The organism is Tenacibaculum sp. 190130A14a, assembly GCF_964048965.1.
In the GTDB taxonomy this organism is placed as follows: domain Bacteria; phylum Bacteroidota; class Bacteroidia; order Flavobacteriales; family Flavobacteriaceae; genus Polaribacter; species Polaribacter polynesiense.
Window position 1 is genome coordinate 1,623,712 of record NZ_OZ040189.1, and the last position, 13,686, is coordinate 1,637,397.

General features: G+C 30.4%; 14 protein-coding genes. 5 read left to right on the forward strand and 9 right to left on the reverse strand.

What is annotated here, in order from left to right; translation table 11 throughout:
- Nucleotides 1-6 precede the first annotated feature (6 nt).
- Nucleotides 7-1,458, reverse strand: coding sequence for a tetratricopeptide repeat-containing sensor histidine kinase (locus ABNT22_RS08040; RefSeq protein ID WP_348727281.1), 1,452 nt, complete (start codon nt 1,456-1,458; stop codon nt 7-9).
- 288 nt (nt 1,459-1,746) lie between these two features.
- Nucleotides 1,747-2,238, reverse strand: a complete 492-nt coding sequence (locus tag ABNT22_RS08045) for a hypothetical protein (protein ID WP_348718887.1) — start codon at nt 2,236-2,238, stop codon at nt 1,747-1,749.
- A gap of 293 nt (nt 2,239-2,531) precedes the next feature.
- On the opposite strand from ABNT22_RS08045, the gene ABNT22_RS08050 reads away from it, so the two are divergent.
- The gene (locus tag ABNT22_RS08050) at nt 2,532-3,119 is read left to right on the forward strand and encodes an RNA polymerase sigma factor (RefSeq protein WP_348718885.1); all 588 of its coding nucleotides are present in this window, start codon (nt 2,532-2,534) and stop codon (nt 3,117-3,119) included.
- A gap of 236 nt (nt 3,120-3,355) precedes the next feature.
- Here ABNT22_RS08050 and ABNT22_RS08055 read toward each other — a convergent pair whose 3' ends face one another.
- Nucleotides 3,356-4,012 carry an endonuclease III gene (locus ABNT22_RS08055; RefSeq protein WP_348718884.1) on the reverse strand — a complete coding sequence of 219 codons (657 nt, stop codon included), beginning with the start codon at nt 4,010-4,012 and terminating at the stop codon, nt 3,356-3,358.
- A 34-nt stretch (nt 4,013-4,046) separates the two neighbouring features.
- Here ABNT22_RS08055 and bcp point away from each other — a divergent pair, with 34 nt between their 5' ends.
- Complete coding sequence (bcp, locus tag ABNT22_RS08060) at nt 4,047-4,499, forward strand: thioredoxin-dependent thiol peroxidase (protein ID WP_348718883.1); 453 nt, start codon at nt 4,047-4,049, stop codon at nt 4,497-4,499.
- A gap of 26 nt (nt 4,500-4,525) precedes the next feature.
- Here the strand turns inward: bcp and ABNT22_RS08065 are convergent, their stop codons facing one another.
- From ABNT22_RS08065 to ABNT22_RS08085, 5 genes are read right to left on the reverse strand one after another with little or no spacing between them, the layout of a single operon-like run.
- A complete protein-coding gene (locus ABNT22_RS08065; protein WP_348718882.1) occupies nt 4,526-5,485 on the reverse strand; it encodes a sterol desaturase family protein in 960 nt (319 codons plus the stop codon).
- Between the two features lie 58 nt (nt 5,486-5,543).
- Nucleotides 5,544-6,188, reverse strand: coding sequence for an alpha/beta hydrolase (locus ABNT22_RS08070; protein WP_348718881.1), 645 nt, complete (start codon nt 6,186-6,188; stop codon nt 5,544-5,546).
- A 9-nt stretch (nt 6,189-6,197) separates the two neighbouring features.
- The gene (locus tag ABNT22_RS08075; protein ID WP_348718879.1) at nt 6,198-6,527 is read right to left on the reverse strand and encodes a hypothetical protein; all 330 of its coding nucleotides are present in this window, start codon (nt 6,525-6,527) and stop codon (nt 6,198-6,200) included.
- A gap of 1 nt (nt 6,528) precedes the next feature.
- Complete coding sequence (locus ABNT22_RS08080) at nt 6,529-7,785, reverse strand: dihydroorotase (protein ID WP_348718878.1); 1,257 nt, start codon at nt 7,783-7,785, stop codon at nt 6,529-6,531.
- Complete coding sequence (locus ABNT22_RS08085) at nt 7,782-9,722, reverse strand: BatA domain-containing protein (RefSeq protein WP_348718876.1); 1,941 nt, start codon at nt 9,720-9,722, stop codon at nt 7,782-7,784. Before ABNT22_RS08085 ends, ABNT22_RS08080 begins: the two co-directional genes overlap by 4 nt.
- Nucleotides 9,723-9,844: 122 nt before the next feature.
- Here ABNT22_RS08085 and ABNT22_RS08090 point away from each other — a divergent pair, with 122 nt between their 5' ends.
- From ABNT22_RS08090 to rlmF, 3 genes are read left to right on the forward strand one after another with little or no spacing between them, the layout of a single operon-like run.
- Complete coding sequence (locus ABNT22_RS08090) at nt 9,845-10,507, forward strand: class I SAM-dependent methyltransferase (protein ID WP_348718875.1); 663 nt, start codon at nt 9,845-9,847, stop codon at nt 10,505-10,507.
- A complete protein-coding gene (bshC, locus tag ABNT22_RS08095; protein ID WP_348718874.1) occupies nt 10,508-12,100 on the forward strand; it encodes a bacillithiol biosynthesis cysteine-adding enzyme BshC in 1,593 nt (530 codons plus the stop codon). It begins immediately after the preceding gene.
- Nucleotides 12,100-12,954 carry a 23S rRNA (adenine(1618)-N(6))-methyltransferase RlmF gene (gene rlmF, locus ABNT22_RS08100; RefSeq protein WP_348718873.1) on the forward strand — a complete coding sequence of 285 codons (855 nt, stop codon included), beginning with the start codon at nt 12,100-12,102 and terminating at the stop codon, nt 12,952-12,954. Before bshC ends, rlmF begins: the two co-directional genes overlap by 1 nt.
- Nucleotides 12,955-12,964: 10 nt before the next feature.
- Here the strand turns inward: rlmF and ABNT22_RS08105 are convergent, their stop codons facing one another.
- Entirely contained in the window at nt 12,965-13,675 is a 711-nt protein-coding gene (locus ABNT22_RS08105) for a DUF6304 family protein (protein WP_348718872.1), read from the reverse strand.
- Nucleotides 13,676-13,686: the final 11 nt, after the last annotated feature.

A 13,686-nucleotide genomic window follows, 5' to 3' on the forward strand; every position in this document is an offset into this window, starting at 1 on the left:
GTTTATTTAAGGTTTAGGGAATTTTAAAATAATTTTAGTGCCAATGTTAACTTTACTTTCAATATGAAAAGAAGCATTGTTTTTAGCAGTAAGTGTTTTGCATAACTGTATCCCCAAACCCGTTCCAATTTCTTGTTGGTTTTTCTTTTTATGTAGAAGAGGAGTTTCTTTAAGAAGATTAGCCACAGTAGTATTGTCCATGCCAATACCTGTATCTTCTATAATGAAATAAATATTGTTTTGAAATAGGTAGGATGTGCATGTAATAATTCCTTTATGAGGGGTGAATTTTATAGCATTATCGAGTACATTTCTAATAATAATTTTCAGAGAGTCTATATCAACTGTTATAAAACTTGGCTGTATGATTTTGTTTGAAAAATAAATTTTTTTATGATCAAACAAAGGTTGATAGTTATAAGCTACTTGTTGCACGATTTGATAAAGGTCAACTTGCTCCATATGAAAATATAATTGCTCGGTTTGTAAAGTTGCCCAGTTTAATGAATTTTCAAGAAGGTTATAGGTAGATCTAGCGATAGAAACATTTTTGGAAGCGATTCGATTTAAGGTTTCATAGTTTTCATTTTCAATGTTTTTTAACAATTTGGAATTACTTTGTTGCATTAAGTTCACAGAAGAACGTAAATCATGACTAACCACAGAGAACAATTTATCTTTCGTTTTATTTAATAGGGTGAGTTCTTTCTTTTGCGAGTTTATAATTTGATGACTTTTACTTTTTTGAATGTAAAAAACACTTCCTAAAACCAAAAGGAGCACTAAGAAAAGAGAAGATATAATGAGGTTATTTCTTTGACTAGATTTTAACCTGTTTTCTGCTTCTAAAATATTAATCTGTTTTTCTTTCTCAGAGAGAGCTAGTTTTTTCTCGAATTGAGCAATATTCCATATATTTTGTTGGTTATTAATAGCGTCTTTCCATTTCTCATATTCTTTTCGATAAATTAATGATTTTGCAAGGTCTTTTCGGTTTTCTTCAACAATTGCCATGTTTAAAGAAGCCTTTCTTTTTACCTCAAAATTATTTGTCTTTTTAGATAGATCATATGCCTTTTTAAAAAAAGGTATAGCTATATTATCTTTGTATTGTTCGTAATACACATTGGCAATATCCATATAAGAACCAATTAACCGAATCGTATCCTTATTTTCTTCCTGTAGTTGCAATGCTTTGTTCAAATACTCAGTAGCCTTGGTATAATTAGATAAATGAAAATAAGCAATACCAATGTCGTGAATAACTGAGCTTTTATGAATGTTTTTTGAGAAGAAGTTAGATTTTCTTACTCTTTCAAAATATAAAATAGCTTTTTGATAAGCCTCTTGTTCTAGTGAAATACCTCCTAAGTTTTTAAGAATGTGATAATAAAAAGGAAAAGTAGAATCTACCTTTTGATAAGTGTTTATAGTTTCAGTGTAGATTTTTTTCTTCATAAAACTATAGCCTCTCATGTAATTTAAGTAATTAAGAATGTCTTTGTTATTATGGACTAAGAGTGCTTTAGAGGTTGATACAATGACAGAATCCCAATTCTTTTTTAAAAAGAATTGGGAGGACTTAAGGAAGTTTACTTCTTTTACTTGGAGTTGGTTAATTTGTTTTTCAAACTGATCAAATTGATTGTTTTTATTTCCTTGTGAAAAAGTTTGAGTACAAAAGAATAGAAACGTAATGTAAAATAACGTTTGTTTCAAATTCATTGATGAAAATTATCCAGGTTATTAATCGGTAGTCTGAACTGTTGTTTCAGTTCCTCTAGACGTTTTAGGATCAATATCCCATACAAAGGTTTGTACAACTTTTATATCACACATATCGATGTGTTCAGGAAATCCTTCAGTTAATCGGGTCGTGAATTCGGCAGTATAAGCTTGGTACTCAAATCCACTAGGAGCATCTTTTAAAAGTTGCGCCTGCGCTTCATCGGCACAGGATAAAAAGAATTGTAACTTACCATGACCAAAATTACTGATAGAAAACAATTGATGAACACTTACCGAGGTTAATTCTTGATAAGAATTCACAAAGAATAAAACGTTTACCGTTATTGATTTTTCAATATCGTCATAAGAAGCTTCTACTAAAGAAGGTAATGGCTTATCGAAATTATTATTAAAAATAATATTTCCTGATTCAATAACTTTTACTTGATTATCAATTTCAATTCCAGGAGGGAAGATGATTGATTCGGGCGAATTTACATTAATGTTCATGACTTCGGGGGTTATAATTTATGTAGTAAATATAAGAAAGTTTATGTACTTAATAAAGAAAAGTATGAATTGCTTTAACGAAAAAACGGTACAGAGTTTGTAAGTGAAAAGATATGAGTAGTTACATTTTTTTATCAAAATTTTATAATAATATTTGTATTTCTGTATAAAAAAATACATATTTGTAACTCGTTATTAATCAATGCTAAAGCCTATAGAATACAATTACTATTTAAAATAATTTCCCTTAACCCCGCAAAAGCCTGGAGCTTTTGTATAAATAGTAATGTATTATGACACATCGAGATTTTGTAAGTGATAGCGCTTTAGTAAAAGATTATATCAATGGAAAAGAAATTGCTATAGAAATTCTTATCAAACGTCATCAAAATAGGTTGTATAGTTTTATATACAGTAAAATTCAAGACCGAGACACCACCGAAGATATTTTTCAAGACACTTTTATCAAAGTTATTCGTACGCTTAAAAGAGGAAGCTACAACGAAGAAGGTAAGTTTTTACCATGGGTAATGCGTATTTCTCATAATTTGATTATTGATTATTTTAGAAAAAATAACCGTATGCCTACTTTTAATAATACGGATGAATTTGATATTTTTTCAGTTTTGAGTGATGGAAGTTTAAATGCTGAAAATAAAATCATTAAGGAGCAAATTTTAAACGATGTAAAAGAGTTGATTAATGAACTTCCAGAAGAGCAAAAAGAAGTATTGGTAATGAGGATGTATAATGATATGAGCTTTAATGAAATATCTGAAAATACAGGAGTTAGTATTAACACTGCCTTAGGAAGAATGCGCTATGCATTAATCAATTTAAGGAAGATTGTAGATAAAAATAAAATTATTTTGGTCAACTAAACAATATAATTGTAAAGTTGACGTTAAATATTTGATAATAAGGGAAAAATATTTATATGATGCAACTTTACTCAGAAAAATCATCTGATTTTCAGATGAGACCTAAAAAAGAAACAATTCAATTTTTGATTAATTACTCGAAAACGCTGAAAGTAGTGAAAACCAAATCAAACTATCTCATTGAATTGAATTTGAATTAAGAGTGGAAAAAGCTTTAACTTGTGTTAAGGCTTTTTTTATTTTTTAGATTTATGGTAATCGTCAATCACAGTTTTTCGACCTATTGTGGTAGTAATAATGTCATTTTCTAATTTCCATCCGCGTGCTGGAGAATATTCTCTTCCGTAATAAATTATTTGTAAGTGTAGTTTATTCCATAGTTCTTTAGGAAATAAACGCTTGGCATCTTTTTCAGTTTGCGTAACATTTTTACCATTGGTTAAATTCCAACGATACATCAATCGATGAATATGAGTATCTACAGGAAAGGCAGGTATGTTAAAGGCTTGTGCCATTACTACACTGGCAGTTTTATGACCTACTGCAGGAAGGGCTTCTAAAGCCTCCATATCAACGGGGACTTTTCCATCGTGTTTCTCTATTAAGATTTGAGATAAACCATGAATCCCTTTAGATTTCATGGGTGACAATCCCACAGGCTTAATAATCTCTCTAATTTCATCTACCGAAAGTTTGACCATATCATAAGGATTGTTTGCACGTTCGAACAATAAAGGAGTTATGGTATTAACACGAGCGTCTGTACTTTGTGCCGACATTAAAACAGCAATTAATAAAGTATAAGGGTCTGTATGATCTAATGGAATAGGAGTTTCAGGATATAAGTTTTCAAGGGTGTCTATTACAAATTGAACTTTGTCGGCTTTGGTCATTTTCAGTATCTTTATATCCACAAAAATACAAATTATGACAACATTAAAAACAGGAGATGCAGCACCTAGTTTTGAAGCTAAAGATGAAAAAGGGACAGTTAGAAAACTGTCTGATTATAAAGGTAAAAAATTAGTATTGTTTTTTTATCCTAAAGCAAGTACACCAGGTTGTACAGCAGAAGCTTGTAATTTAAGAGATAATTACGAATCGTTTTTGGCACAGGGGTATGAGATATTAGGAGTAAGTGCTGATTCTGCAAAACGTCAACAAAATTGGATTAATAAGCATGAGTTACCCTTTCCTTTATTGGCAGACGAAGAAAAAGAAGTAATCAATGCATTTGGAGTATGGGGTCCTAAAAAGTTCATGGGAAAAGAATATGATGGTATTCACCGTACAACGTTTGTAATTGATGAGAATGGTACTATTAAAGATGTTATTGCTAAGGTAAAAACCAAAGAGCATACTGCTCAGATATTAAAATAAAAAAACGAGCTAAATGCTCGTTTTTTTTATGCGGCTTTTGTAGCCTTATTTTGTAGTTGCTCTCGCAATTCTTTTTGTAATTGTTTACTTGTTTTGGAACTTCCATCATGGCTCCAGCCAGGAGGCATAAATACATACTTTAATCTTGTTCCTAATGGTAGGTGCTTTTTATTATGGAAAAAGTCTTTAAATATGTCTTTCCATTCATGAAAAATTATATTAATAGGACCTTTATCTTCTAAAGGTTTAGTCAAACCGAATTTTAATTTTTCATAATCTTCCTCGTCCTCTTCAGCTTGAAAGGTACCAAACATCCTATCCCAAATAATTAAAAACATACCCATGTTTTTATCTAAATATTTTATGTTAGATGCATGGTGAACACGATGGTGAGAAGGTGTTACGAATATATATTCCCAAATATTTAACAAGAATCCTACAAACCCTTTACGTTTATTTTTTTTAATAAAGTTAGTATGACATAAAGTACCATAATTTTGATTCATGGCATAAGCAAACATAATATGCAAAGGAGCAATTCCTATAAGGATTAAAGGAATTAAAAACATGAAACGATAAAAAGGTTGTAATACTGGTGAACGAAATCCAGTTGATATATTGTAATATTCTGAATTGTGATGGGTTACATGTACCGCCCAGAAAAACCTTGAATGATGATCAACATAATGATGAATATAATACAAAAAGTCTTGGCCAACAAAAGCCAATACCCAATATAAAACACCTGTATTTTCCCAATCAATAATTCTGTAGCTATAAAAGAAGTTCATCACAATAAAGGATACCCCATACATTAAAGCGTCTAAAAGAACATTGGTTAGAGCAAAATATACATTTGTAGAAACATCTTTAAACTCGTAGTTTTTAGCTTTTCTTTTGTAACTAAAATACATTTCTACGGCAATGGCTAGAGCACAAACAGGAATAAACCATCGATAAGCATTTTCGTGAGTGAAAATATCCATACTACACTATAATTTTGGGTGCAAAGATAGGAGATATTTAAAATTTATATAAGGCTAACTATAACTTTAACCTTTTTACAATCCAATCTTTAAAACTGTAAAAGTTTTGTGGAGCAACTCCATGTCCAACAGGATACTCCGAGTATTCACTTTTTAAATGGTAACTATTTAATATTAAAGGAGCTTTTCTAGCCCAATCTACAGGTAATACTTGGTCTACTGTTCCATGTGATATGTAATAATCTGTAGTTATTTCTGAAGAAACATTTTTAGGAAGTAATTCTTCATTAATGTATCCACTTAAGGCAATTACATGTTGTACTTTATTAGGGTATTGTAAACTAGTAGCATAACTTAAAATAGCTCCTTGACTAAAACCTAGTAAAAACGTTTTATCAGGATTTGTGTTATATTTTTCTTTTAGTTCATCAATAAAAGAAGCAATCATTTCAATTGATTCTTGCGCTTGTTTTAAATCAGAAAACTTTCCATTAATAGCGTCAAAGTTAATAGCATACCAGGCATAAGAACCAAATCCCATACTGTGAGGAGCTTGTGCACTTACAATTAAAAACTCATCTGGAAGTTCTTCGGCAAAAGAAAATAAATCACGTTCATTACTTCCGTAACCATGTAGTAATACTAATAAAGGAGGGTTTGTACTTGTTGTTTTCGGTTCTCTAATTAAATAATGTAAACTCATCGATGATAGTTATAATGATTTAAACCAATCTTGGAAATATTCTCCTACGATAGGTAACGGTTTTTCTTCTTCTTTTGAGGCATATACAATTCCGATTACTAATAATGCAATACCAATGATTGTTATGATGCTTTTGGTGTCTAAAAACAAGATATAGATTCGCGGAATGTATTTATTGATAATTAATATCAAGTGGATTCCTAAAGCTTGTCTAAGATGAAATTTAGTAAAGTAATTGTCTTTATCTTTATTCAAAAACAAAGCAATTAACCAACCAATAATAGTAAAGTAACTTACAATTGCAAGTGTTTTACCATCTTGCGCAGATAGGTTTTTCATTTTAAGATAAAACTGTTATGTTATTGTTGATACTACCGTAAACGGTACCTTTTAATTCTTTTTGTAGGAAAATACTATTCTTAGAAGTAGATAGTACATGCTTCTCAGTAAACGTATAACTTCCTTCAGGATTAAATAGAGTTAAGTCAGCTTTTTGATTTTCTTGAACGGAATTAGTTACTAATCCAAATCGCTTTTTTGGATTTTCGCTTAAACATTTAACAATAGTTTCGGTATCTAAAATTGTATTTAAAGCTGTATATGCACTTTCCAATCCTATGGTTCCGTTTTTAGCAATGGCAAATTCAACTTTTTTATATTCTACATCGATAGGATTATGATCAGAGGTAATAATATCGATAGTACCATCTTTTATACCCTCAATAAGGGCCTTGGTATCTGTTTGAGTTCTTAATGGTGGAGAAACTTTAGTATTGGCATCAAACCCAAATAATTCTTCATCATTTAATACTAAGTTATGTACGGCAGTACTACAAGAAACATCTAACCCTTTAGCTTTCGCTTGCCTTATTAACTCAACCGATTTTTTAGTTGAAATAGTTGGAATGTGTAATTTTCCGCCAGTATATTCCAATAAAAATAAATCACGAGCTACCTGAATTTCTTCCGCTAAAGCAGGAATTCCTTTCAACCCTAATCTTGTAGCATTAACACCTTCATTGGCAATTCCTTCTCCGGCGATACTTTTGTTTTTTGGGAAACTCATAATCAAACCGTTGAAGTTTTGAGCATAGAGTAAGGCTATTTTAAGCAAATTGTCATTACTTATCGGTTTATTATAGTCACCAAAAGCGATAGCTCCTGATTGTTGCATATCGAAAAGTTCAGCCATTTCAATGCCTTCACTTTTTTGTGTTAAGGCTCCAATCGGATATACATTTGTAGCAGTATTGAAAGCTTTATTGATAATAAACTCCACAGCTGATTTATTATCAACTATTGGGTTAGTGTTAGGATTTACAGCTACAGCAGTAAACCCGCTTTTACTAGCTACATTAAGACCATTAACAATTGTTTCTCTTTCTTCATATCCAGGTTCTCCAAAAGATACACTGGTATCAAACCAACCTGATGAAACATGTAAATTATCAAGTTCAATAATTTGTGTGTCTTTTTCAGGAGTGATGGTATTGTCAATTTGTGTAATAATACCATTTTCAATTAAAATGTCTTTTTGTTGTTGGTGATACGGACTTGAAGCGTCAATTATGGTTGCCGATTTTAGCAGCGTTGTCATGATTTGAAGAATTTTAAAATCAAAATTTCTAAAAGCAAAGATACAATGGCCAAGGTTAAAAACCATTTCCAAAGCCAATGAACTTTATTTTTATTGTTAATTTTTTTTAAGGTATCAGATAAAGAGGTAGATATATTAACATCTTTATGTGTTTCTGCTAATTGATTGATATTAAAAAAGGATAAATTACTTTCTTCTTTAATATAATTAAAAGCAGTGTTTTTAATACTAATTTGATTGTGTTCTACATTATAGAAATCAGCAATAATAGGTTGTTCGTTCGTGGTGATTTTAACCTTGTTTTGAAAAGCTTGTTGTAATGGAATGAATGAAGTTTCTTTATTACTAATTGATAGAATTTCATCTTTTCCTAATTGCTTTGATACTTCAATTGTATTTTCTTCTCCAATTCTATAAAAAAGTTTAGGATGTTGTAAACTCAATAATCCAATGTTATAAAAGGTTGGAACAACTAATGGGGAGTTAGTAAAATTGGTTATTTCTGAGTTCAATGGAGAAGCTACCCAAAATATCTTTGAGTTTGATGTACTAGTTTGTTGAATAAAACCTTCATTGTTTTCAAAGCTAACTAAAGTAGAAGCATTCGAAAGAGTGGTTTGGTAACGTACTGTAGCGTTTGGATATTGAAAATTAGTTACTTTTTTTTCAAATACTCCCTTAAAAATGGGATGTTCGTAGTTAATAGATGTAATTTTTAAAGTATCTTTTTTTTGTTGTGTAATATTTCCTATGCTGGTGTTTTTAAAGAATTGATTGTATGAATTTAGATCAATTTCAGTACTTGGAATGATTACAATATTACCACCATCATTGCTGTACTTTATAAGAGTGTTTAGTAAGCCATTAGGAATACTTTCAAGCTCATTTAATATGATTAACTGTTGTTTGTCTATGGTATTATAGTTTACGGCATTTAATGGAGAACTTTCAAAATTAAATTCGGTAAGTGTATAAATTCTCTTTAAGAAATCCGTATTATTTCCTATGGCAAGTACATTTGTTTTATTTGACGAATCAATTACAAATCGGAAGGTATTATCAAAAGCATATGTATCATTTACATTGATACTAACTTTCCCTATAAATTTTTCAGCTTTTTGAATTTGAAAAGATACTTTTAGGGTATTGTTGTTAGTAATATCAAAGGTTTGTTTATTAATAAGTGTAGTATTATTAAAAATACTAATAGGAACATTTTCTTTAGCACTCCCTTCATTTTTTACGAATACATCTACCTGTAAATTATTGGTGTTTTCAGAGTTTACAGATACACTATCAATACTAAGATTGCTTTGAAGTTCTGGAATCAACTGTGTAAAGGAGGTAACAGGTTGTAAATTTTGAAAGTCAGATTTAGAAACATTTTGAAAATCGGAAATAATAATATTTTGTGCCTTATTATTTTTATTGTAATCATTAATTTTCAAAAGAGTGTTTTTCAAGTTTGAAACACTTCCAGTTGCTTTTATATTTAAGAGTAATTCACGAAATCTAGCAGCCGTAATATTTTTATGAAAGTTATCATTAGTTAATAGAGTATACTCTGCATCATTGTGCAAGTTTTCAATGATATCTTGACTAGCAACAGGTAATAAATCACCTTTGGTTCCTTTTGCTGTTAAACTTAATGAATTATCAAGATAAATGAGAAACGATTTTTTTTCTTGAATGTTTTGGTTGCTAAAATATGGTTGAGCAAAAGCAATTATTAATCCAGCAAGCAATAATAAGCGACATGCTAAGATTAACCATTTTTTAAGTTGAGAGCTTTTGCGTGTTTGTAAAACCAATTTTTGTAAAAAGGCGACATTGGTAAAAGGCACTTTTACAAAGCGCTGCAATTGAAATAAATGAACTAATACAGGAATAATTAAAAGCCCTAAGAAGTATAAAATTTCAGGATGTTTAAATTGCATAGTTATTTTTTAACTAATTGTAAAAATAGATAAAAAGACGATTAAAAAAAGAAACTAGTTAAAAATCTGTTAGAAGATTGTTATAACTACGACAGAGAATCAAATTTTACTATTTTTGAACTATGACTACAAAAGAGAATGATTGTACGATTCCAGAAACTATTAATTATAAAGATCACTGGAATACAGCATATACCAAAAATACTACAGAAAAGTTAGGTTGGTACGAAGAGAGTTCAAAAGAAACCATCGATTTAATTAAAGAGACTAATCTTGATAAAAACGCAAGAATATTAAGCGTAGGAGTTGGGTCGTCGTTATTGATAGATGAATTACTTCACGATGGATATTCACAATTGATAGCAAATGATTTGTCTGAAAAGGCATTGAATGATATAAAGGAGCGTTTAAAAGATCAAGCGAATCAGGTTACTTTTATACCCGACAATTTGGTTGAACCGAAAGTATTAGGTGATATTGAGAAAGTTGATATTTGGAATGATAGAGCAGTATTACACTTTTTTTTAACGGAAGAAGAAAAAACGGCTTACTTCAATTTATTAAAGAAAATTGTAAAGGTAAATGGATATGTAATAATAGCTGTATTTGCATTGGATGGGGCAGAGAAATGCTGTGGATTAAATTTACAGCGATATAATACCGAGATGTTACAAGAAAGATTAGGTCATGATTTTTCACTGGAGAAAAGTTTTAACCACACTTTTGTAAATCCTTATGGAGGAGAGCGCCCTTATGTTTATACACTATTTAAAAGGAGAAGTTAAATGGAAGTAAAACAATTACCTTTTAAAGAGACTGGTTTTTTCTCAAAAACCATGATTGATTACTTAGAGCAATCATCAAAATTGGGTCCTTTCTACAATGAATTTCCTAATTTGGAGGGATTTAAAAAACAACTTAGTAATAAGGAAACTTCTTTTACAAAAGAAACAAGAGAGGTTTTAGTAGCAAGCTTAGAAAAACAATATAAAGACTTTCAAACAACAGATTTAACTCAAGAAAATATTCAGTTGTTAAAGAAGTCTAATACATTCACAATTACTACAGGACATCAATTAAACCTATTCACAGGTCCGTTATATTTTCTTTATAAAATTGTATCGGTTATTAATTTATGTGAAGAGTTAAGGATACAATTTCCAGATAAAAATTTTGTTCCCGTTTATTGGATGGCAACAGAAGATCATGATTTTGATGAAATCAATTATTTTAATTTCAAAGGGAAAAAAGTTCAATGGAATTCTGAGCAAACAGGTGGAGTAGGACGTTTTTCTACGGAAGGATTGCAAGAGGTGTTGGAGGTGTTTTCTGATCATTTAGGAACATCAAAGAATGCAACATATCTAAAAGAGTTGTTTTCAAAAGCCTATATAGCACATAATAATCTTGCAGACGCAACACGTTTTATAGCCAATGAGTTATTTGGAACCTATGGTTTAGTGGTAATTGATGCAGATGATAGGGAGTTAAAGCGTCAGTTTATCCCGTTTGTAAAACGAGAATTAGTGGAACAAATTTCCTTCAAAGCGGTTTCTGAAACCATTGAGGAATTTGGAAAGGATTATAAAGTTCAGGTGAACCCTAGAGAAATTAACTTATTTTACTTAACCGATTCTTTAAGAGAACGAATCATTTTGGAAAACGGAGTTTATAAAGTTAACAATACCGATATTCAATGGACTAAAGAAGCATTGATAGAGGAAGTCGAAAATGCTCCAGAACATTTTTCTCCAAATGTAATCATGCGTCCGTTGTATCAAGAAGTTATCCTACCAAATTTATGTTATATTGGAGGAGGAGGAGAGATGGCATATTGGTTGGAGTTGAAGAAGTATTTTGAAACTGTTGCGATACCATTTCCAATTCTTTTGTTACGAAATTCAGTACAAGTAATCTCTGAAAAGCAATCGAAAAAGCTAGAAAAACTTCAAGTTTCTACTAAAGAGTTATTTTTAAAGCAAAATGATTTGTTGGCAAAAAAAGTATTGGAGAATACTGAGGTTACTGTTGATTTTACCAATCAAAAGAAGTTTTTGCAAGATCAGTTTGATAACTTACGTGAAGTTGCGGTACAAACAGATGTTTCTTTTGTGGGAGCTGTAAATGCTCAGGAAAAAAAACAATTAAAAGGATTAGAAAATTTAGAGAAACGTTTGTTAAGAGCTGAAAAACGCAAACAACAAGATTTGGTTACTAGAATTACAGAAATACAAAATGAGATGTTACCAAATCAAAGTTTAGAGGAGCGTCAGCGAAACTTTTCTGAATATTATTTAGAATATGGAGCTCGTTTTATAACTGTGTTAAAAGATAATTTGCAACCTTTGCAGTTAGAATTTACAATACTAACACTTTAATGAGCAAGCAAAAAAGTTTACATCTTCAAAATATACATAATAACGGATATGATTTTGAAATTCTAGTTTCAAAATATTCGAAACTTGAAAAATTTGTCATTGAAAAGTTTGGGAAAAAGACTATCGATTTTTCAAACCCAGTTGCGGTAAAGGAGTTTAATAAGGCTTTATTATTTGCTTACTACGGAATTACGTACTGGGAATTCCCAGATGAGAACTTATGTCCGCCTATACCTGGAAGAGTAGATTATATCCATCATTTAGCTGATTTATTAGAGGGGAAGGAGAATGTAAAAGTCTTAGATATAGGTACTGGTGCGACTTGTATTTATCCATTACTCGGAAATTCGGTACATAATTGGGATTTTGTTGCATCTGATATCGATTCGAAATCTCTTGCAAATGCTCAGGAGATTATTGATAAAAATGAATTGTCTAATCAGATAGAGTTAAGGTTTCAAAAAGATGAAAACCATATTTTAAAAGGAATTGTAAATAAGGAGGATCAATTTACGGTTACTATGTGTAATCCTCCGTTTTACAAATCAGCAGAAGAGGCTAGGGGAGCGAATAGAAGAAAATCTAGAAACTTAGGAAACAACGCTGTACGTAATTTTGCAGGAAATGCTAATGAGCTTTGGTATATCGGTGGAGAAAAAGCCTTTTTACATACTTACTTATATGAAAGCTCTCAATTACCTAAAGCTAGTACATGGTTTACAAGTTTGGTTTCAAAAAAGGAAAATGTAGAGAGTTTACAAAATTCTGGTAAAAAGTTGGGAGTAAAAGAATTTAAAGTAATTCCTATGAGTCAAGGAAATAAAGTTACTAGGATTGTTTGTTGGAGGTTTTAGATAAAATCTATTAACCTCTATAGCCAGTGTTTTCTTTTCTTGGTAGGTATTGGTTACATAGATAGGTCTCTAGAACCTGTATTATTTCATTATTGGCCATAACTTCGAATAAGCCTAGTTTATCATGAACTTTTGAATACTTTTCTTTTAAGTGTTTAAAACACATCATATCTCCAAAGGAAGCTCTTCCATATGGGCTGTAATCTGAATATTTACATCCATAGCAGTTTTTTAGAAGGTAACTATCCTTTATTTTATTTTTTAAATTATCTAAAAGCTTTTCAAAAGAGTCTCCTGTTACTTCAATATTTGAGTTATTAATAATTGTTTTGATTTTAATAATTGAATTATCAATGGGAGAGAATCTTCCCAGACTAATAATTATTGTACCATCTATTGATTCAGAAGCTAAAGATTGTGTGTTTATTAAGTTTAAACTTACATCAAAAGTAATCATACAATCAGTAAGTTCTTTAACAAAGTTGTTAGAATGAAAGATTTGAGTTTTATTGAAGGAAAACCTTTCTAATTCTTTTTCTTGATTATTCTGCTCTTGTAGTTCTAATCCATCAAAAGTGTCTCCTTTAAAGAAAGTATTATTAAGTTTTAACTCTAATAAATAGTTGTCATGTGAGTTTTTTTCTGTAAAAGTATTTGTAATCATTCCACTGATTACCCCATATTTATCTTGATATATAGCATTATATTTTCTTTTTAACATAGGTCTTAGTT

What these genes read in the sequence shown, in the direction of transcription:
- ABNT22_RS08040 (WP_348727281.1), bottom strand. Translation starts at nt 1,458, where the DNA reads ATGAAGAAAAAAATCTACACTGAAACTATAAACACTTATCAAAAGGTA.
- ABNT22_RS08045 (WP_348718887.1), bottom strand. Translation starts at nt 2,238, where the DNA reads ATGAACATTAATGTAAATTCGCCCGAATCAATCATCTTCCCTCCTGGA.
- ABNT22_RS08050 (WP_348718885.1), top strand. Translation starts at nt 2,532, where the DNA reads ATGACACATCGAGATTTTGTAAGTGATAGCGCTTTAGTAAAAGATTAT.
- ABNT22_RS08055 (WP_348718884.1), bottom strand. Translation starts at nt 4,012, where the DNA reads ATGACCAAAGCCGACAAAGTTCAATTTGTAATAGACACCCTTGAAAAC.
- bcp (WP_348718883.1), top strand. Translation starts at nt 4,047, where the DNA reads ATGACAACATTAAAAACAGGAGATGCAGCACCTAGTTTTGAAGCTAAA.
- ABNT22_RS08065 (WP_348718882.1), bottom strand. Translation starts at nt 5,485, where the DNA reads ATGGATATTTTCACTCACGAAAATGCTTATCGATGGTTTATTCCTGTT.
- ABNT22_RS08070 (WP_348718881.1), bottom strand. Translation starts at nt 6,188, where the DNA reads ATGAGTTTACATTATTTAATTAGAGAACCGAAAACAACAAGTACAAAC.
- ABNT22_RS08075 (WP_348718879.1), bottom strand. Translation starts at nt 6,527, where the DNA reads ATGAAAAACCTATCTGCGCAAGATGGTAAAACACTTGCAATTGTAAGT.
- ABNT22_RS08080 (WP_348718878.1), bottom strand. Translation starts at nt 7,785, where the DNA reads ATGACAACGCTGCTAAAATCGGCAACCATAATTGACGCTTCAAGTCCG.
- ABNT22_RS08085 (WP_348718876.1), bottom strand. Translation starts at nt 9,722, where the DNA reads ATGCAATTTAAACATCCTGAAATTTTATACTTCTTAGGGCTTTTAATT.
- ABNT22_RS08090 (WP_348718875.1), top strand. Translation starts at nt 9,845, where the DNA reads ATGACTACAAAAGAGAATGATTGTACGATTCCAGAAACTATTAATTAT.
- bshC (WP_348718874.1), top strand. Translation starts at nt 10,508, where the DNA reads ATGGAAGTAAAACAATTACCTTTTAAAGAGACTGGTTTTTTCTCAAAA.
- rlmF (WP_348718873.1), top strand. Translation starts at nt 12,100, where the DNA reads ATGAGCAAGCAAAAAAGTTTACATCTTCAAAATATACATAATAACGGA.
- ABNT22_RS08105 (WP_348718872.1), bottom strand. Translation starts at nt 13,675, where the DNA reads ATGTTAAAAAGAAAATATAATGCTATATATCAAGATAAATATGGGGTA.